We start from the raw sequence: 13,603 nt of genomic DNA on the forward strand, positions 1-13,603 counted from the left end.
GCGGGCGGGGCCGGTGGGGGCGGCAAGTGGGGGGCCGCCTCGGCACCGAAGCGGCGCAACTGGTCGCAGTAGTCCCCGACCGAGGTGGCCAGAAAGCTCAGCTGCAGCTGGTTGATGCCGCGCTCGGCGTAACGGCCAAGCCGCTCGGCGACATGATCGGCCGAGCCGCCGAGCGCGTACGAGGGCTGGTCGGCCACGGAGTCGCCCAGCCGGACCGGCTCGCACAGCACGCCGACGGCGAAGCCTTCGTCCGCGCGACCGGCCGCTTCGCGCAGTTGACCGATCCGCTCGATCGCCGCCCGCATGCCGCCCTCCGGCGGGCCCTGGGGCAGCCAGCCGTCGCCCAGCTGGGCGGCGCGGCGCACCGCCGCCGGCGACGAGCCGCCCACCCAGATCGGCGGGCCCCCCGGGCGCGTCGGGGGCGGGCCGACCCGCACCTGGTCGGCGCTCCAGCGTTCGCCGGCCAGGGTGAATCCGGCATCGACGTCGCCCGGGTTGGCCGCCTCGAACGCGGTGCGCAGCACGCCGATCGCCTCCTCCAACGCCGGACCGCGACCGTCGTAGTCGGCGTCGAGCGCCTCGAACTCACCCCGAACGTGGCCTGCACCGACGCCCATGATCGCCCGGCCCCCGGTCAGCGCATCGAGGGTGGCGAAGCCCTTGGCGGCAACCAGCGGGTGACGGTAGGCGAGCACGTACACGTGGCTGAGCAGCCACAGGTTGGGGCAGCGGGCGCCCAGCCATGCGAGCGTGGCCACCGTGTCGTACCAGGTGGAGCTGATGTCGACATCGGTCGGCACCGCCACGTGGTCACACACCGCCACGTACCCGAGGCGGGACTCGTCGGCAGCGGCGGCGATGCGGGCCAGATCGCCCGGACCGGCCTGGGCCTCCCAGGGCTGGGCGAACGTCGGGCTTTTGGATTGGATCGGCAACTGGATCCCCCGCAGCTGCTCCCCCTCCCCAATGATGCTCGACATCGCCTCTCTCCCCTTCGATCGGTCCCGCCGAGTTTCTGACGGCCCGTCAGATACTACCGGGCCTCCTTTCGCTCCCGCCGCCCCAAGCCAATTCGGGACGTCGGGGCAGTGTCGGTAACCTCGGCGTGTGAGCCGCTACTACGTCACGACCCCGATCTATTACGTCAACGACGCCCCCCACATCGGCCACGCGTACACCACGCTCACCGCCGATGCGCTGGCCCGTTGGCACCGTTTGATCGGCGACGAGGTGTTCTTCCTCACCGGCACCGATGAGCACGGCCAGAAGGTGGCGAGGGCGGCCGAAGCAGCTGGCCGCACGCCCGCCGAGCACGCCGAGTTGAACGCCGACCGCTACCGCCAGGCCTGGGACCTGTTGCAGATCAGCTTCGACGACTTCATCCGTACCACCGAGCCGCGCCAGATCGACACCGTCCAAGCCTTCATGCAGCGGATCCACGACAACGGCCACATCTACTCGGGCACCTACGAGGGCTGGTACTGCGTGCCCTGCGAGGCCTATTACAACGACGACGACCTCGTCGAGGACCCCTCGGGCGGCGACACGCCGCTGTGCGAGATCCACCGCAAGCCGGTCGAGTGGCTGTCCGAGGAGAACTGGTTCTTTCGCCTGTCGGCGTTCGCCCAGCCGCTGCTCGACTGGTACGAGACCAACCCGGACGCCGTGCAGCCCGAGGGCAAGCGCAACGAGGCGCTCGGCCTGATCCGTGGCGGCCTTCAAGACATCTCGGTCAGCCGATCGGCCGTTCAATGGGGCATCCCCGTGCCGTGGGCCGAGGGTCACGTGTTCTACGTCTGGTACGACGCGCTGATCAACTACGTGACCGCCATCGGCTACAACTCGGATCGCCAGCGCTTCGAGGACTGGTGGCCGTCGGTCAACCATCTGCTGGCCAAGGACATCCTGCGGTTCCACTGCGTGTACTGGCCCGCCATGCTGATGGCCGCCGGCGAGGCACCGCCCCGGCAGCTCAACGTGCACGGCTACCTGCTGGTCGGCGGCGAGAAGATGTCGAAGACGTCGCTCAACCAGATCACCCCTGCCGAACTGGTCGAGGACTTTGGCGTGGACGGCTTTCGCTACCAGTTTCTGCGCGGACAGCCCTTCGGGCCCGACGGCGACTTCAGCTACGAGGGCATGGTCGTCCGCTACAACACCGACCTGGCCAACAACCTGGGCAACCTGGCCGCCAGGGTGGCCACCGTGGTCGCCAAGAAGTGCGGCGGCATCGGTCCGGCCCCCGACCCGGACAGCCCACTGGCCCCCATCGCCGCCGAGGTCGTCGCCGAGGCGGTCCGGGAGTGGGCCGAGACCTCGCCACCCAAAGCCCTCGAGGCCACCTGGCGGCTGGTGCGCGAGGCCAACGCCCACCTGGAGAACAACGAGCCGTGGAAGGCCGAGCCCGGCCCGGCGGTCGACCGGGTGCTGGGCGATGCGCTCGAGGTGCTGCGAATCGTCGCCGTGCTGGCCTCGCCGGCGCTCATCGATTCGACCGACGAGCTGTGGCGCCGCATCGGCCTGACCGACGCCGAGGGCCAGCCCAACCGCCCCACCGACGTGCGCGTCCCCGACGGCCTGGCCTGGGGTGGCTACCCGGGCGGCGTGCCCGTCGACAAGGGCACCCCGCTCTTCCCTCGGCTCACCACCAGCTGAACCCGGTCGGCCCAACCGGGCTGCTGCCATTCCCTCACCCCCCCGGCGGGCCACCGACGCAGCCGCTCCGCTAGCTTCGGCGGCTCGGCGCCGCCGCCGTGGTGCGCGCATCTCAGGGAGGGCACCCATGATCATCGTCTCCGGCACCGTCAGCCTCGACCCGGCCAAGACCACTGCGTTTCACGAAGCGCTGGCACCACTCATCACGGCCACCCGCGCCGAGGCCGGCAACGTGAGCTACGGCTTCTACGCCGATCCCTTCGAGGACGGCAGTTACCGAATCTTCGAAGAATGGGCCGATCAGGACGCTGTCGACGCCCACATGAGCACCGACCACATGGCCGCCTTCATGGGCGCCATCGGAGACTTCGGCGTCACCGGCATCGACCTGAGCAGCTACCAGGCCTCGAACAAGACCAAATTCATGTGATCCGCGCCGGGCGGCTTCGGCCACCCGACGTCGAGACCACGCCCGACAACTACGAGGCGACGTAGTCCTTGGCCACCCAGGTGACGATCTCGTTCCACACCGTCTGGATCTGACCGAAGTAGCTCGTGTTGGTCGCCCACACGCCCGCCAGGTCCTTCCAGGTGGAACAGCAGCCCCGCACACCCAACTTTTCGGGGTCCCAGCGGACCTTTGGGTTGGCGAACTGCGACGACGTCAGGCCGGGATTGGCATAGATCTTCAGCAGCTGCATCTGGGCTCGGGCACCGGTTCGGGCATCGGGAAACCCGAAGCCATTGGAACAGGAGTCGCAGGCCCCGATGCCGGCGAAATTGTTGTCGGTGCCGCGGACCTGGCCAAAGCTCGGGTAGCTGAAGGAGCCTGTCTCCAGAATCGACTGGGCGAAGGCGATATCGCCGCGGATCGACTCGCTGCGGCCCTCCTCGATGAACAGCCGGGCGAGCTCCTCGATCGGCACGGTGGTGTTGGCCCGCCGCCCGTCGGCGACGAACCAGCGGGACAGGTCCTCAGCGGCCAACAACGGCTCGCCGTTGATCGATGTCGTCTGGTCGAGGGCCAACGCAACGAACCGCTCGGAGACGGTACCGGCCCGCTCCAAATCCTTGCGGACGGTCAAGCGTTCCTGAGCGGCGCTCTGGCGACGGGCCAGCTCGGCCTGCTCGGCCGCGGCCCGCTCCTCCACGAGTGCCTCCACCCGTCCGAGGTGGCCCGACTCGATCTCAAGCTGCGTTTGTTCCTCGGCGACCTTGCCGGCCCGTTGGTTGGCAAGCTCGTCTACCTGCACCTCGGCGGCCGCGACATACATCTCGGCTTCCTTGGTCCGCGACACGTGGGCCCGACCCGAACTGCGCAGCAGCTCGCGCCGCCGCGACGACAGCAGCTCCGCGTCGTCGGAGATTCCATCCAGGCCGGCGGGCGCACTGTTGGAGACGAAGGCGGCCACCGAATAGGTCCGCAGCTTGCCGGCCGTCTTCAGCAGTCCCTCGTTGGCGTCGACCCGGTCGACGTCGGCGCTCTTGAGCCGCACGGCCAGCTTCTCGGAGTCCGTGCGCGCCTCACCGGCAAGGGCCCGGGCCTTCTTGGCCCGCTCGCCCTCCGCGTTGGCCTCCTCGGCGAGTTCTCCGTCCCGCTTGGCCGCCGCCTCGCGCGCGGCAACATCGGCCTGTTCCGCCGCCGTCAGGGCCGAGGTGAGCCGACTGACCTCGCCCTTGGCCTTGTCGACCGCCTGCTGCAACAACACCGGCTGGCTACTCGAGGGGCCCGCATCGCCCGATCCCGAACCGCTCGGCCCGGTGTCGCTCGACTCGGTGCCAGGGACCACGGTCGGCGGAGCGGTGGCGTAGGGGGAGGGTGGATCGGCCGCTGGGTCGTTCTGGGCGGGATCGTTCGTCGCGGGAGGGGTGTCGGCGGGAGCGGGAACAGCGGTCGCCGCCGTGGCGATGGGCGGGTCCGAGGTCGGTGCGACGTCGTCCTGGGCGGGAGCGGCCCCTGCGGGCGACGCGACGACACCCACGGCGAACAACACGACCGCAGCCATCGCCTGAGCCAGCGTCCTGAGCGGGCGCCGGGGCGCCGACCGTCGCAACGGACGACCCGTGCTCATCAAGGTTCGGGAGGAGATGACGGCACCAAGGGATGACCGGACGCGAGATGGAGCGGCCGACCATGCGCGGCGGGGAGAAGACATGGCGATCGGGACAGGATAGGGGACGTTGGCGGTCACGTCCCGTCGAGGGCCCGGTTGGCGTGTGCCAAGGCGTTCCCCACCGCCTGGGTTCGGCCCGCCGATACGATAGAAGCGGGGGCCAGAGCATGCCGAACCTCACCAAACCAGGGGCCAACCCGACGCCGGGAGGTGCCGTGACCTCCGACAACACGCTCGACGACGCCTCGCCGGTCCGCGGCGCGACGGTTCAGCTCACCGAGGCCCATGCGCCCCAACACCTTCGGGGTGTCCAAGCTGCCCAACAGGCGGACGGACTGCGATGGGCGATCCGCATCCGCTTTGCGGCCGCCAACGTCGTCGGCGGGATGCTGGTGTGGGTCTACCTCCGCTTCCTGTTCCCTTGGAACGACGCTGGCCGCCCCCGCGACGACGCACTGAACGAGCGAGTGTTTCTCGCCTACCTGATCGTCGTCACGTTGATCGCATTCCTCATTCAGAACGTGCTGATGAACCTGGCGGTGCGGTGGGCCGAGCGGGGCCGCCTCCCCGGTCGCTTCCGACGAGGTCTGGTGCTGCGGCTGGCGCTGACGCTGTCGGTGCAGAACTACTTGTGGTGGGCCTTGGCCGGGTTGATCTTCGCCTGGTTGAACCACTCGCCCCGGGTGGGCATCGGCATCGCGGTGGTCGGCCTGGTGACCAGCACCTCCATCTACCTGCTGCTCGACCGGCCGATCCGCCCCCTGATCGACCTGGCTCAGGCCGGCCAGGTTCTCGGCCGGCGCCAGAGGGACGTCGAGCGGCGCATTTGGCTGTTCTGGCTACTGGGCAGCGGGCTGCCGCTGCTCGCGGTGGGCTTGGCATTACTCACGTCCCCGACCGGCCGTGCGATGCCTCACTGGCGGCTGGCGGCGCTGCTCGGCGCCGGGCTGGGAGCGGGCGGAGCAGTGATGTGGGGGGCCGCTTCCTCCACTGGTCGGCGCATCGAGCGGGTGCGCCGCGCGATGGGCGAGGTGGGCGAGGGCAACTTCGATGTGCGGGTCCCCCTCGACGACGGCGGCGACCTGGGACGCTTGGCGGCCGGCTTCAACTCGATGACCGAGGGCCTTGAGGAACGAGCCGTGCTCCACGACCTGTTCGGACGTCACGTCGGCCGTGACGTGGCCCGCTGGGCGATGGACCATCAGCACGACTTGGGCGGCGAGGAGCGCCAGCTCAGCGTGCTGTTCGTCGACCTGGACGGTTTCACCGCCTACAGCGAGACCCATGCCCCGCGCGAGGTGGTCAAGATGCTCAACCGGTTTTTTGGCGCGATCGCCGATGTCGTGACCGCCCACGGTGGGTGGATCAACAAGTTCGAGGGCGACGCTGCGCTGTGCATCTTCGGGGCTCCCGTCCCGCAGGCCGACCACGGTGCTCGGGCCCTCGGCGCCGCCGCCGAGCTTCCGAGCGCCCTCGCCAAGCTCCCCGGCTCGCCCCGCGCCGGGGTAGGCGTGGCAACAGGAACAGCGCTGGCCGGCTACGTGGGCACCCCGGACCGTCACGAGTACACCGTGATCGGCGACGTGGTGAACATCGCCGCCCGCCTGTGCGAGGGGGCCAAGCACAGCGAGTCGGGGGTGCTCGCCGACGCTGGCTCGATCGCGGCCGCCGACGGGGGGGCGAATCCGGCCAGCCGACGGGCGCTCGACAGCGGGTGCTACGCGCTGCGAGAAACCGTTCAGCTGCGGGGGCGAACGCAGGAGACCGAGGTCTACGAGCTGCTCCTGGGTGGCTCCGACGGCACTCCGGGGTGCTGACCGGACCGCCCTGCCCGTCGGATCGAACCCGACACCGGCCGAACAGGGCTGCCCGACCGATCGGGCGTCACCCGGCGGGCGTGGTGCTCGACGTCGGCTCGGCGGTGGTGTCGGCCGAGCCGCCAACCGGACCCGTCGTGGCGCACTCGGTCACGCCGGTCGCCTTGGCGGTGGCCCTGCCCATCGGCCCCAGCTCGCGCGCCGACTGGTCGAGCAGGGAGCGCACCCGCATCCCGTCCCCATCGCCGGCCGCCTCCTCGAGGTCGGCGACCAGCTCGAGTTGTCGATCGAGGTACTCGGCCATCGATGTGGGCGTTTCGCCGTCCGGCCCGTCGAGGTCGGCGATCTTGGTTTGCTCGGTGGTCAGCAACTGCCGGATCCGCCCGATATAGGCATCGAAGGTGGCCAGATCGTTACCGGGTTCGGGCAGCGCCTCAACCTCGGCGTTGATCTCGGCACACACCCGGTCGGCTTCTTTGGCCCATTGCGCCATCGATGGTCCGCTCGAGCACCCGGACAGGGCCATCGAGACGGCGACGGGCAGCAACAGCAAAGCGCCGGTTTGGCGCACTGCTGAGAGCGGCCGCAGCCGCGCGGCGACGCTGCGCCGGTTCGGGGTGTAAGGGTGAAGCGCGATGTCGAGGTCCTATCACAACCCCACCACCGTCCCCACCCCCCGGTCGGACGGCCACTCGGCCGACGCCCGCCGGGCGGTTCCGGTCGCCAACCCGGCGACCGCCGGCGTCCTCGCCGGGGCGGTCGGGCTCGGCACCGCTGAGCTGCTGGCCGCACTGATCGGACCGATCAGCTCGCCGCTGCTGGCGATTGCCGATCGGGTGGTCGACCTCAGCCCGACCGGTGTGCGGGAGTGGGCGATCTCGACGCTGGGGACCCTGGACAAGCCCGCCACGATCGTGGGAACCCTGCTGATCCTGGCCGCAATCTCGGCGGGACTGGGCCGGCTCGCCGCCTGCGGTCGTCGCCAGGCCGCCTGGGCGTCGGCGGGCGCCGCAGCGGTGGCACTCGTCGGTGCCGCCGCCGCCTGGTCCGGGCGCACCGGCGGGCCAGGCGCCGGGCTGGGGGCCATCGTCGGCGGGGCCGTGTCGGCGGTCGCCCTGTGGATGCTCTTCGGCGCGGGGACCGCGGCCGCAACCGACGACGACATGCCGGCCGACGAGCGGGCCACCGGGGCCGACACTCCCCCGCCCACATCGATCGTTGGGCGGCGCACCCTGGTCAGGGGCCTCGGCATGGTGGCGATCGCCCAGTTGGCTCTCGCAGGGGCGATCCGGTTTGTCGGCGGCAAGAGCCAGGCCGCCGCCGCACGTCGGCGGGTGACACTCCCCGCGGTCGACGAACAGCTCGAGGCCCTGCCCAATGCGGGCTCCGGCGGTGGTGCCACGCCCGGCCTCTCACCGCTGATCACCCCCAACGACGGCTTCTACCGCATCGACACTGCGTTCACCGTGCCCAGCATCGACCCAGCAACGTGGCAGCTGACGATCGGCGGCGGCAGCCGCGGTCCGCTCACCCTCAGCTACGCCGATCTGCTGGCTCGCGAGCAGATCGAAATCGACTGCACGCTGAGCTGTGTCTCCAACGAGGTGGGCGGTTCCCTGGTGGGCAACGCTCGATGGCAGGGGGTCGAGCTGGCACCGCTCCTTGCCGAGGCCGGCATTCCCGACGGCACCACCCAGGTGGGCGCCACCTCGACCGACGGCTGGAGCTGCGGTTTCCCGATCGAGACGCTCGATCGGCCCCCGGGAGACCCAACCCCGCCGGCGATCATCGCGGTCGGCATGAACGGCGAGCCGCTTCCCCTCATCCACGGGTTTCCGGCCCGTCTCGTCATCCCGGGGCTCTACGGGTACGTCTCCGCGTGTAAGTGGCTCGAGACGATCGAGCTGACCACGTGGGAGGACTTCACCGGCTACTGGGTTCCGCGAGGTTGGTCGAAGGAGGCGCCGATCAAGACCCAGAGCCGCATCGATGTGCCAGCCGAAGGCTCCACGGTCAACGCAGGGGCGGCCACAATCGCCGGGGTCGCCTGGGCCGGGATCCGGGCCCTGTCCAAGGTGGAGGTGCGCGTCGACGGCGGCCCGTGGCGCGCAGCCACGCTGGGGCCCGAGCTGTCCGAGGCCACCTGGCGTCAGTGGTGGTTGGACTGGGATGCCACACCCGGCCGACACACCCTCACCGTGCGGGCCACCGACGGCGACGGCGTCACCCAAACCGCTCAGCCCAGCCGCCCGGACCCCGACGGCGCCACCGGTTGGCACGCCGTCGTCGTCACCGTCCGCTGACGTTCAGAAGCAGGTACGAACCGGAGAGGCGACGAACCGGGGAGCCCAAACGACCGCCAGAGCGCGCTCTCGGCTCCCCGGTTCGAAGGTGGGGCGCCGTTCCCTTGCCAGTTGTGAAGGGGGTGGAGTGACGCGTTCCGCTGGCTGTCAGGCCAGGCTGAGGAACTCCAGGGGTGCCCGCTCCTCGAAACGCTTTCCGACGTTGCCGGCCAGACCGCCCTGCAGCGCGGTGTCGCCCATCAGGTCGAGCCGTCCCGCCGAGGCGCCCTCGGTGAGGTCCAGGTCGGCGAAATCCACCCACACGACGTTGGGTCGGGTGGTCGAGGTAAACACGTAGCGCTTGTTGGTCAGGTCCGCGACCGTCTGCCACAGGGTCTGGGATGCGTGGGGTTGATCCGGATCCGGAATGCGGAACGGCTGGGCAGCGTTGCGGATCACGCTCAGGATTGAGGCGATCGCATCGACCTGGCCGGTCGGGGTCGGCAGCCGGCCCACGTAGTAGTTTGCCCGGGCGAAGCGATCGGCCGCCAGGGTTGAACCCGGCAGCGGGGCATCGCCGCCGAAGCCCTCGATCGTGGCCAGCAGCTCGAGCTGCTGGTCGTAGGTCGGCGAGTTGGTCATCACCTTGTAGTCGGGGCTGTGCCACACGGTCGCTTCGTCGTCGGTGTACTCGATCACCGCCGAGTCGCCCGTCGAGTCGCTGAGCGCCAAGTGCACGGCCGGCACCTCGCCGGTGGCCGGATCACTCAACGGGACGACCTGCACCTTGGTCTCGGCAATCCACGCCGCCGCCTCGGCGACGGTGGCGAAGTTGTCGAGGAAGTACTGCAGCCACACCGCCATCGACAGCGCCGGGCGCTCCGGGTCGTGGTCGCCGTAGTGAGATTCGGTCAGCCAGAGAATGTGCCCGGACAGGCCCGCCTCGTTCATGCCATCGACGGTCATCATGTCGTAGGCCGCTGCGACCACGCTGCCGTACACGGCGGTCCAACTCAGCGAGCCACCCACCCCGTCGTTGCGCTCCAGGCCCTTCGGCAGCGACCACAGGTTCGTGCCGGTGTCGCGGTGGTAGTCCATGTTGCGGCCGACGAGGACCGGACCGGACGGGTCATGCCAAAGGACCTTGGTGCACATGTTGGAGCCTTTCGCTACACGTTAGACGTCGGTTGGCGGGCCTAGAGCGGGGCCGAGTCGGTCCGCTCGACTGCCGGCTCGTCGGCGATGGCCGAGCCCTGGCCCTTGGAGAACACCACGGCACCGATCAGCACGGCCGCGGCGACCACGGTGATGATCGCACGGGCGGCATCGTTGTCCGCCAGGGAGAACACGGCGGGCAGCACCAGCAGCGCCACCAGGTTCATCACCTTGAGCAGCGGGTTGATCGCCGGGCCGGCGGTGTCCTTGAACGGGTCGCCCACCGTGTCGCCGATGACGACGGCGGTGTGGACGTCGGAGCCCTTGCCGCCGACGTTGCCGTCCTCCACGTACTTCTTGGCGTTGTCCCACGCACCACCGGCGTTGGACAGGAAGTTGGCCATCAACGCACCGATGACGATCGCAGCGGCCAGGTAGCCACCGAGCGCCTCGGCGCCCAGGCCGAAGCCGACGGCGACCGGCAACAGCACGGCGAGCAGCGCCGGGGTGGCCAGCTCACGCAGCGCCGCAGAGGTGCAGATGTCGATGACCGGGCCGTAGTCGGGGCGCTCGGTGCCCTTCATGATGCCGGGCTTCTGCCGGAACTGGCGGCGGACCTCCTCGACGACCACCCCGGCGGTGCGGCTGACCGCCAGGATCGACAGCGACGAGAACAAGAAGACGACGGCGCCGCCCAGCAGAGCTCCGACGAAGATCTTCGGGTCGGCGATGTTGATCACTGCGGCGGCGAAGTCGCCGTTGAAGAGTTCCTCGGCGATGATCTCGCGGAAGGCGGCGAACAGCGCCACTGCGGCGATGACCGCCGACGCGATGGCGTAGCCCTTGGTGACGGCCTTGGTCGTGTTGCCAACCGTGTCGAGCCCATCGAGGATCACCTCGGTCTCGCCCTCGAACTCGCCGGCCATCTCGGCGATGCCCTGGGCGTTGTCGGCAATGGGACCGAAGGTGTCCTCGGCCACGATGATGCCGGTGGTCGCCAGCATGCCCACGCCGGCCAGGGCCACCAGGTAGAGCGAGAACTTGATGTCACCTCCACCGATGCCGATCGACACCAGGATGGCTCCGCCAACGGCGACGACGGCCCACACGGCCGACTCCATGCCCGAGGAGATGCCCGACAGCACGACGGTGGCCGGACCGGTTCGTCCGGCGTCGGCGATGTCACGCACCGGCTTGAACGAGGTGGACGTGTAGTACTGGGTGATGCGGCTGGCCACCTGGCCCAGCACGACGCCGGCGACGATCGCCAGGAAGAGTCGCAGGCCCAAATTGGACATCGTGGAGCCCTCGGGGTTGCCCACGTAGCCGAACGCGACGATCGCTGCGCCCACCAGGGTGATCACCGACGCCAACAGCACGCCGCGGTTGATCGGGGGCAGGGCATTGGTCTCGCCCGGGCGGGCCTTGACCGAGAAGATCGACACGGCCGAGGCCAACAGCCCGATCGCCATGATCGCCAGGGGGAAGATGATGCCCTTGGCGGCGCCACCGACGCCGATGCCCACCGAGTTGAAGGCGGTGATACCCAGGATGATCGAGGCGACCAGGATGACGCCAAAGCTCTCGAACAGGTCGGCCGCCATGCCGGCGCAGTCACCCACGTTGTCGCCCACGTTGTCGGCGATGGTGGCCGGGTTGCGGGGGTCGTCCTCGGGGATGCCCGCCTCGACCTTGCCCACCAGGTCGGCGCCAACATCGGCGGCCTTGGTGAAGATGCCGCCACCGACCCGCAGGAAGAGGGCCAACAGCGAACCGCCGAAACCGAAGCCGATCAGGATCGACGAGGCGGTGTTCTGGAACAACATCACGATTGCGGTTGCGCCCAAAAGCCCGAAGCCGGCGGTGAACAGCCCGACCGTGCCTCCGGCGCGGAACGCCACCTGCATGGCACCGTTCATGTCGTGGGCCTTGGCGGCGGTGGCGGTGCGAATGTTCGCTCGGGTGGACAGCCACATGCCGAGGAACCCGATCGAGGCGGACGCCAGCCCACCCACGAGAAACGCGAGGGTGCGAAAGCCCCCCGACTGGGCGAAGTTCAGGCCCTCGCCGCTGCCTTCATCGATCACCTTGCTGGACGTGAGGAACACGATCACCGCCAGCGGAACCACGATGATGCCGATCGTGCGGAACTGGCGGGTGATGTAGGCCATCGCCCCTTCCTGCACCGCTTCTGCGATCTCGCCCATCTCCGGGGTGCCCGTGGGCTTGGCCAGCACCCCCTTCATGCTCACCACGCCGACGACCAGCGCCAGCAGCGCCACCACCATCGAGAACACCAGCCAAAACCATTCGGCGCCGCCAAGCACAAAGAGTTGGTAGCCGCCTTCAGAAGCGAACAGGTTGGTCATGAGTTCCTCCGGGAAGCGCTCGGGCGCCTCCCCAGTTGGCAGGCCACGCGCGTTGCTCACGCGTGCCGGATTGCACAGGACCCGGACATGGAAGCCGCTCGCCCCCTGCGACGTCAAAAGACCCGGCCTGCCGTCGCAGGGTCAACTCCCTCTCATCGGGGGCCAACCACTACCGTGCTCGGATGCTGAAACAAGCTCCGATGCAGGTCGTACGAGGGTTCCTCATGGGCGCGGCCGACATCGTTCCCGGCGTGTCCGGCGGAACGATCGCCCTGGTTCTCGGCATCTACACGCACCTGATCGATACCGTGCGCGATGGCGCCGCGGTGCTCGGCGCGGCGGTGAAGGGCGACTTCTCCGGGGTGGTCGAGAAGTTCAAAGCGGTCGATTGGGCCTTTCTTCTTCCGTTGCTGCTCGGCATCGGCGTGGCGATCATCGCCCTGTCCCACACGATCGAGCGCCTGTTGGAGGACTACCCGGTGCGCATGGCCGCCGCCTTCTTCGGCCTGGTCGTCGGCTCGATCGTGGTCACCGCCCAACGCCTCAAGTTGGACCCCGCTCGGGCGGTCACCCTGGTCGTCGTCGCCGTCGTGGCGTTCTTCGTGCTCGGGCTGCGTTCCGGCCCGGTGAGCGATCCGGCGCTGTGGTACGTGTTTATTGCCGGGGCCATCGCCATCTGCGCCATGATCCTCCCCGGCATCTCCGGCTCGTTCCTACTGCTGATGCTCGGCCTCTACGACACCATCCTCGGGGCGGTCTCCGACCGCGACCTGGCGCTCATCGTCGTGTTTGGCCTGGGTGCGGTGCTCGGCCTGGCCGGCTTCTCCACCTTCCTGCATTGGGCACTGCACAACTATCACCAGCTGGTGCTCGCCGGGTTGACCGGCCTGATGCTCGGTTCGCTCCGCGTGCTGTGGCCCTGGCCGAACGGAACCGAGACCAACGAGATGACGATGCCGTCCGGCGACGTCTGGGTGCCGATCCTGCTGGCGATCATCGGTGGGGTCGCCGTCGTGGCGATGAGCATGCTCGCCGGCGAGGAGCATCACGACGAGGAGCTCGACGCCGAATCCGAAGCGCGCACCGCCGCCCGCTAAGACACGGCGGCCGGCGAGCTCGCCAACTCGGACGAGCCCGCCAACTCGGGAGCCCACACGACCGCCAGACCGCTCTCTCAACTCCCGACTACCGAGTGGTGAGACACAAACTAC

General features: G+C 69.3%; 10 protein-coding genes. 5 read left to right on the forward strand and 5 right to left on the reverse strand.

The window, feature by feature from the left end:
• The coding region (locus PKD89_RS04395; RefSeq protein WP_324332284.1) for an LLM class flavin-dependent oxidoreductase at positions 1–980 on the reverse strand (980 nt) is incomplete at its 3' end.
• Between the two features lie 127 nt (positions 981–1,107).
• On the opposite strand from PKD89_RS04395, the gene metG reads away from it, so the two are divergent.
• Positions 1,108–2,655 (forward strand): methionine--tRNA ligase, encoded by a 1,548-nt coding sequence (gene metG / locus PKD89_RS04400; RefSeq protein ID WP_289012323.1) that lies wholly within the window; start codon positions 1,108–1,110, stop codon positions 2,653–2,655.
• 127 nt (positions 2,656–2,782) lie between these two features.
• A complete protein-coding gene (locus PKD89_RS04405; protein WP_289012322.1) occupies positions 2,783–3,085 on the forward strand; it encodes a putative quinol monooxygenase in 303 nt (100 codons plus the stop codon).
• Between the two features lie 49 nt (positions 3,086–3,134).
• Here the strand turns inward: PKD89_RS04405 and PKD89_RS04410 are convergent, their stop codons facing one another.
• On the reverse strand, positions 3,135–4,727 hold the full coding sequence (locus tag PKD89_RS04410; RefSeq protein WP_289012321.1) for a glucosaminidase domain-containing protein: 1,593 nt from the start codon (positions 4,725–4,727) through the stop codon (positions 3,135–3,137).
• A 257-nt stretch (positions 4,728–4,984) separates the two neighbouring features.
• Here PKD89_RS04410 and PKD89_RS04415 point away from each other — a divergent pair, with 257 nt between their 5' ends.
• Positions 4,985–6,586, forward strand: coding sequence for an adenylate/guanylate cyclase domain-containing protein (locus PKD89_RS04415; RefSeq protein ID WP_289012320.1), 1,602 nt, complete (start codon positions 4,985–4,987; stop codon positions 6,584–6,586).
• A gap of 67 nt (positions 6,587–6,653) precedes the next feature.
• Here the strand turns inward: PKD89_RS04415 and PKD89_RS04420 are convergent, their stop codons facing one another.
• Positions 6,654–7,157 carry a hypothetical protein gene (locus PKD89_RS04420; protein ID WP_289012319.1) on the reverse strand — a complete coding sequence of 168 codons (504 nt, stop codon included), beginning with the start codon at positions 7,155–7,157 and terminating at the stop codon, positions 6,654–6,656.
• Positions 7,158–7,221: 64 nt separating this feature from the next.
• On the opposite strand from PKD89_RS04420, the gene PKD89_RS04425 reads away from it, so the two are divergent.
• Positions 7,222–8,889 carry a molybdopterin-dependent oxidoreductase gene (locus tag PKD89_RS04425; RefSeq protein ID WP_289012318.1) on the forward strand — a complete coding sequence of 556 codons (1,668 nt, stop codon included), beginning with the start codon at positions 7,222–7,224 and terminating at the stop codon, positions 8,887–8,889.
• Positions 8,890–9,036: 147 nt separating this feature from the next.
• On the opposite strand, the gene PKD89_RS04430 is transcribed toward PKD89_RS04425, so the two are convergent.
• Both PKD89_RS04430 and PKD89_RS04435 read right to left on the reverse strand, forming a co-directional pair.
• Positions 9,037–10,023 carry a linear amide C-N hydrolase gene (locus tag PKD89_RS04430; RefSeq protein WP_289012317.1) on the reverse strand — a complete coding sequence of 329 codons (987 nt, stop codon included), beginning with the start codon at positions 10,021–10,023 and terminating at the stop codon, positions 9,037–9,039.
• A 41-nt stretch (positions 10,024–10,064) separates the two neighbouring features.
• Positions 10,065–12,452 carry a sodium-translocating pyrophosphatase gene (locus PKD89_RS04435; protein WP_287380213.1) on the reverse strand — a complete coding sequence of 796 codons (2,388 nt, stop codon included), beginning with the start codon at positions 12,450–12,452 and terminating at the stop codon, positions 10,065–10,067.
• A 122-nt stretch (positions 12,453–12,574) separates the two neighbouring features.
• On the opposite strand from PKD89_RS04435, the gene PKD89_RS04440 reads away from it, so the two are divergent.
• Positions 12,575–13,489, forward strand: coding sequence for a DUF368 domain-containing protein (locus PKD89_RS04440; RefSeq protein ID WP_289012316.1), 915 nt, complete (start codon positions 12,575–12,577; stop codon positions 13,487–13,489).
• Positions 13,490–13,603: the final 114 nt, after the last annotated feature.

This window comes from Candidatus Neomicrothrix sp. (assembly GCF_035329545.1).
GTDB classification, from domain to species: domain Bacteria; phylum Actinomycetota; class Acidimicrobiia; order Acidimicrobiales; family Microtrichaceae; genus Microthrix; species Microthrix subdominans.

Coding starts and splice junctions, on each gene's coding strand:
- PKD89_RS04425 (WP_289012318.1), top strand. CDS start 7,222: ATGTCGAGGTCCTATCACAACCCCACCACCGTCCCCACCCCCCGGTCG.
- PKD89_RS04410 (WP_289012321.1), bottom strand. CDS start 4,727: ATGAGCACGGGTCGTCCGTTGCGACGGTCGGCGCCCCGGCGCCCGCTC.
- PKD89_RS04440 (WP_289012316.1), top strand. CDS start 12,575: ATGCTGAAACAAGCTCCGATGCAGGTCGTACGAGGGTTCCTCATGGGC.
- PKD89_RS04405 (WP_289012322.1), top strand. CDS start 2,783: ATGATCATCGTCTCCGGCACCGTCAGCCTCGACCCGGCCAAGACCACT.
- PKD89_RS04430 (WP_289012317.1), bottom strand. CDS start 10,023: ATGTGCACCAAGGTCCTTTGGCATGACCCGTCCGGTCCGGTCCTCGTC.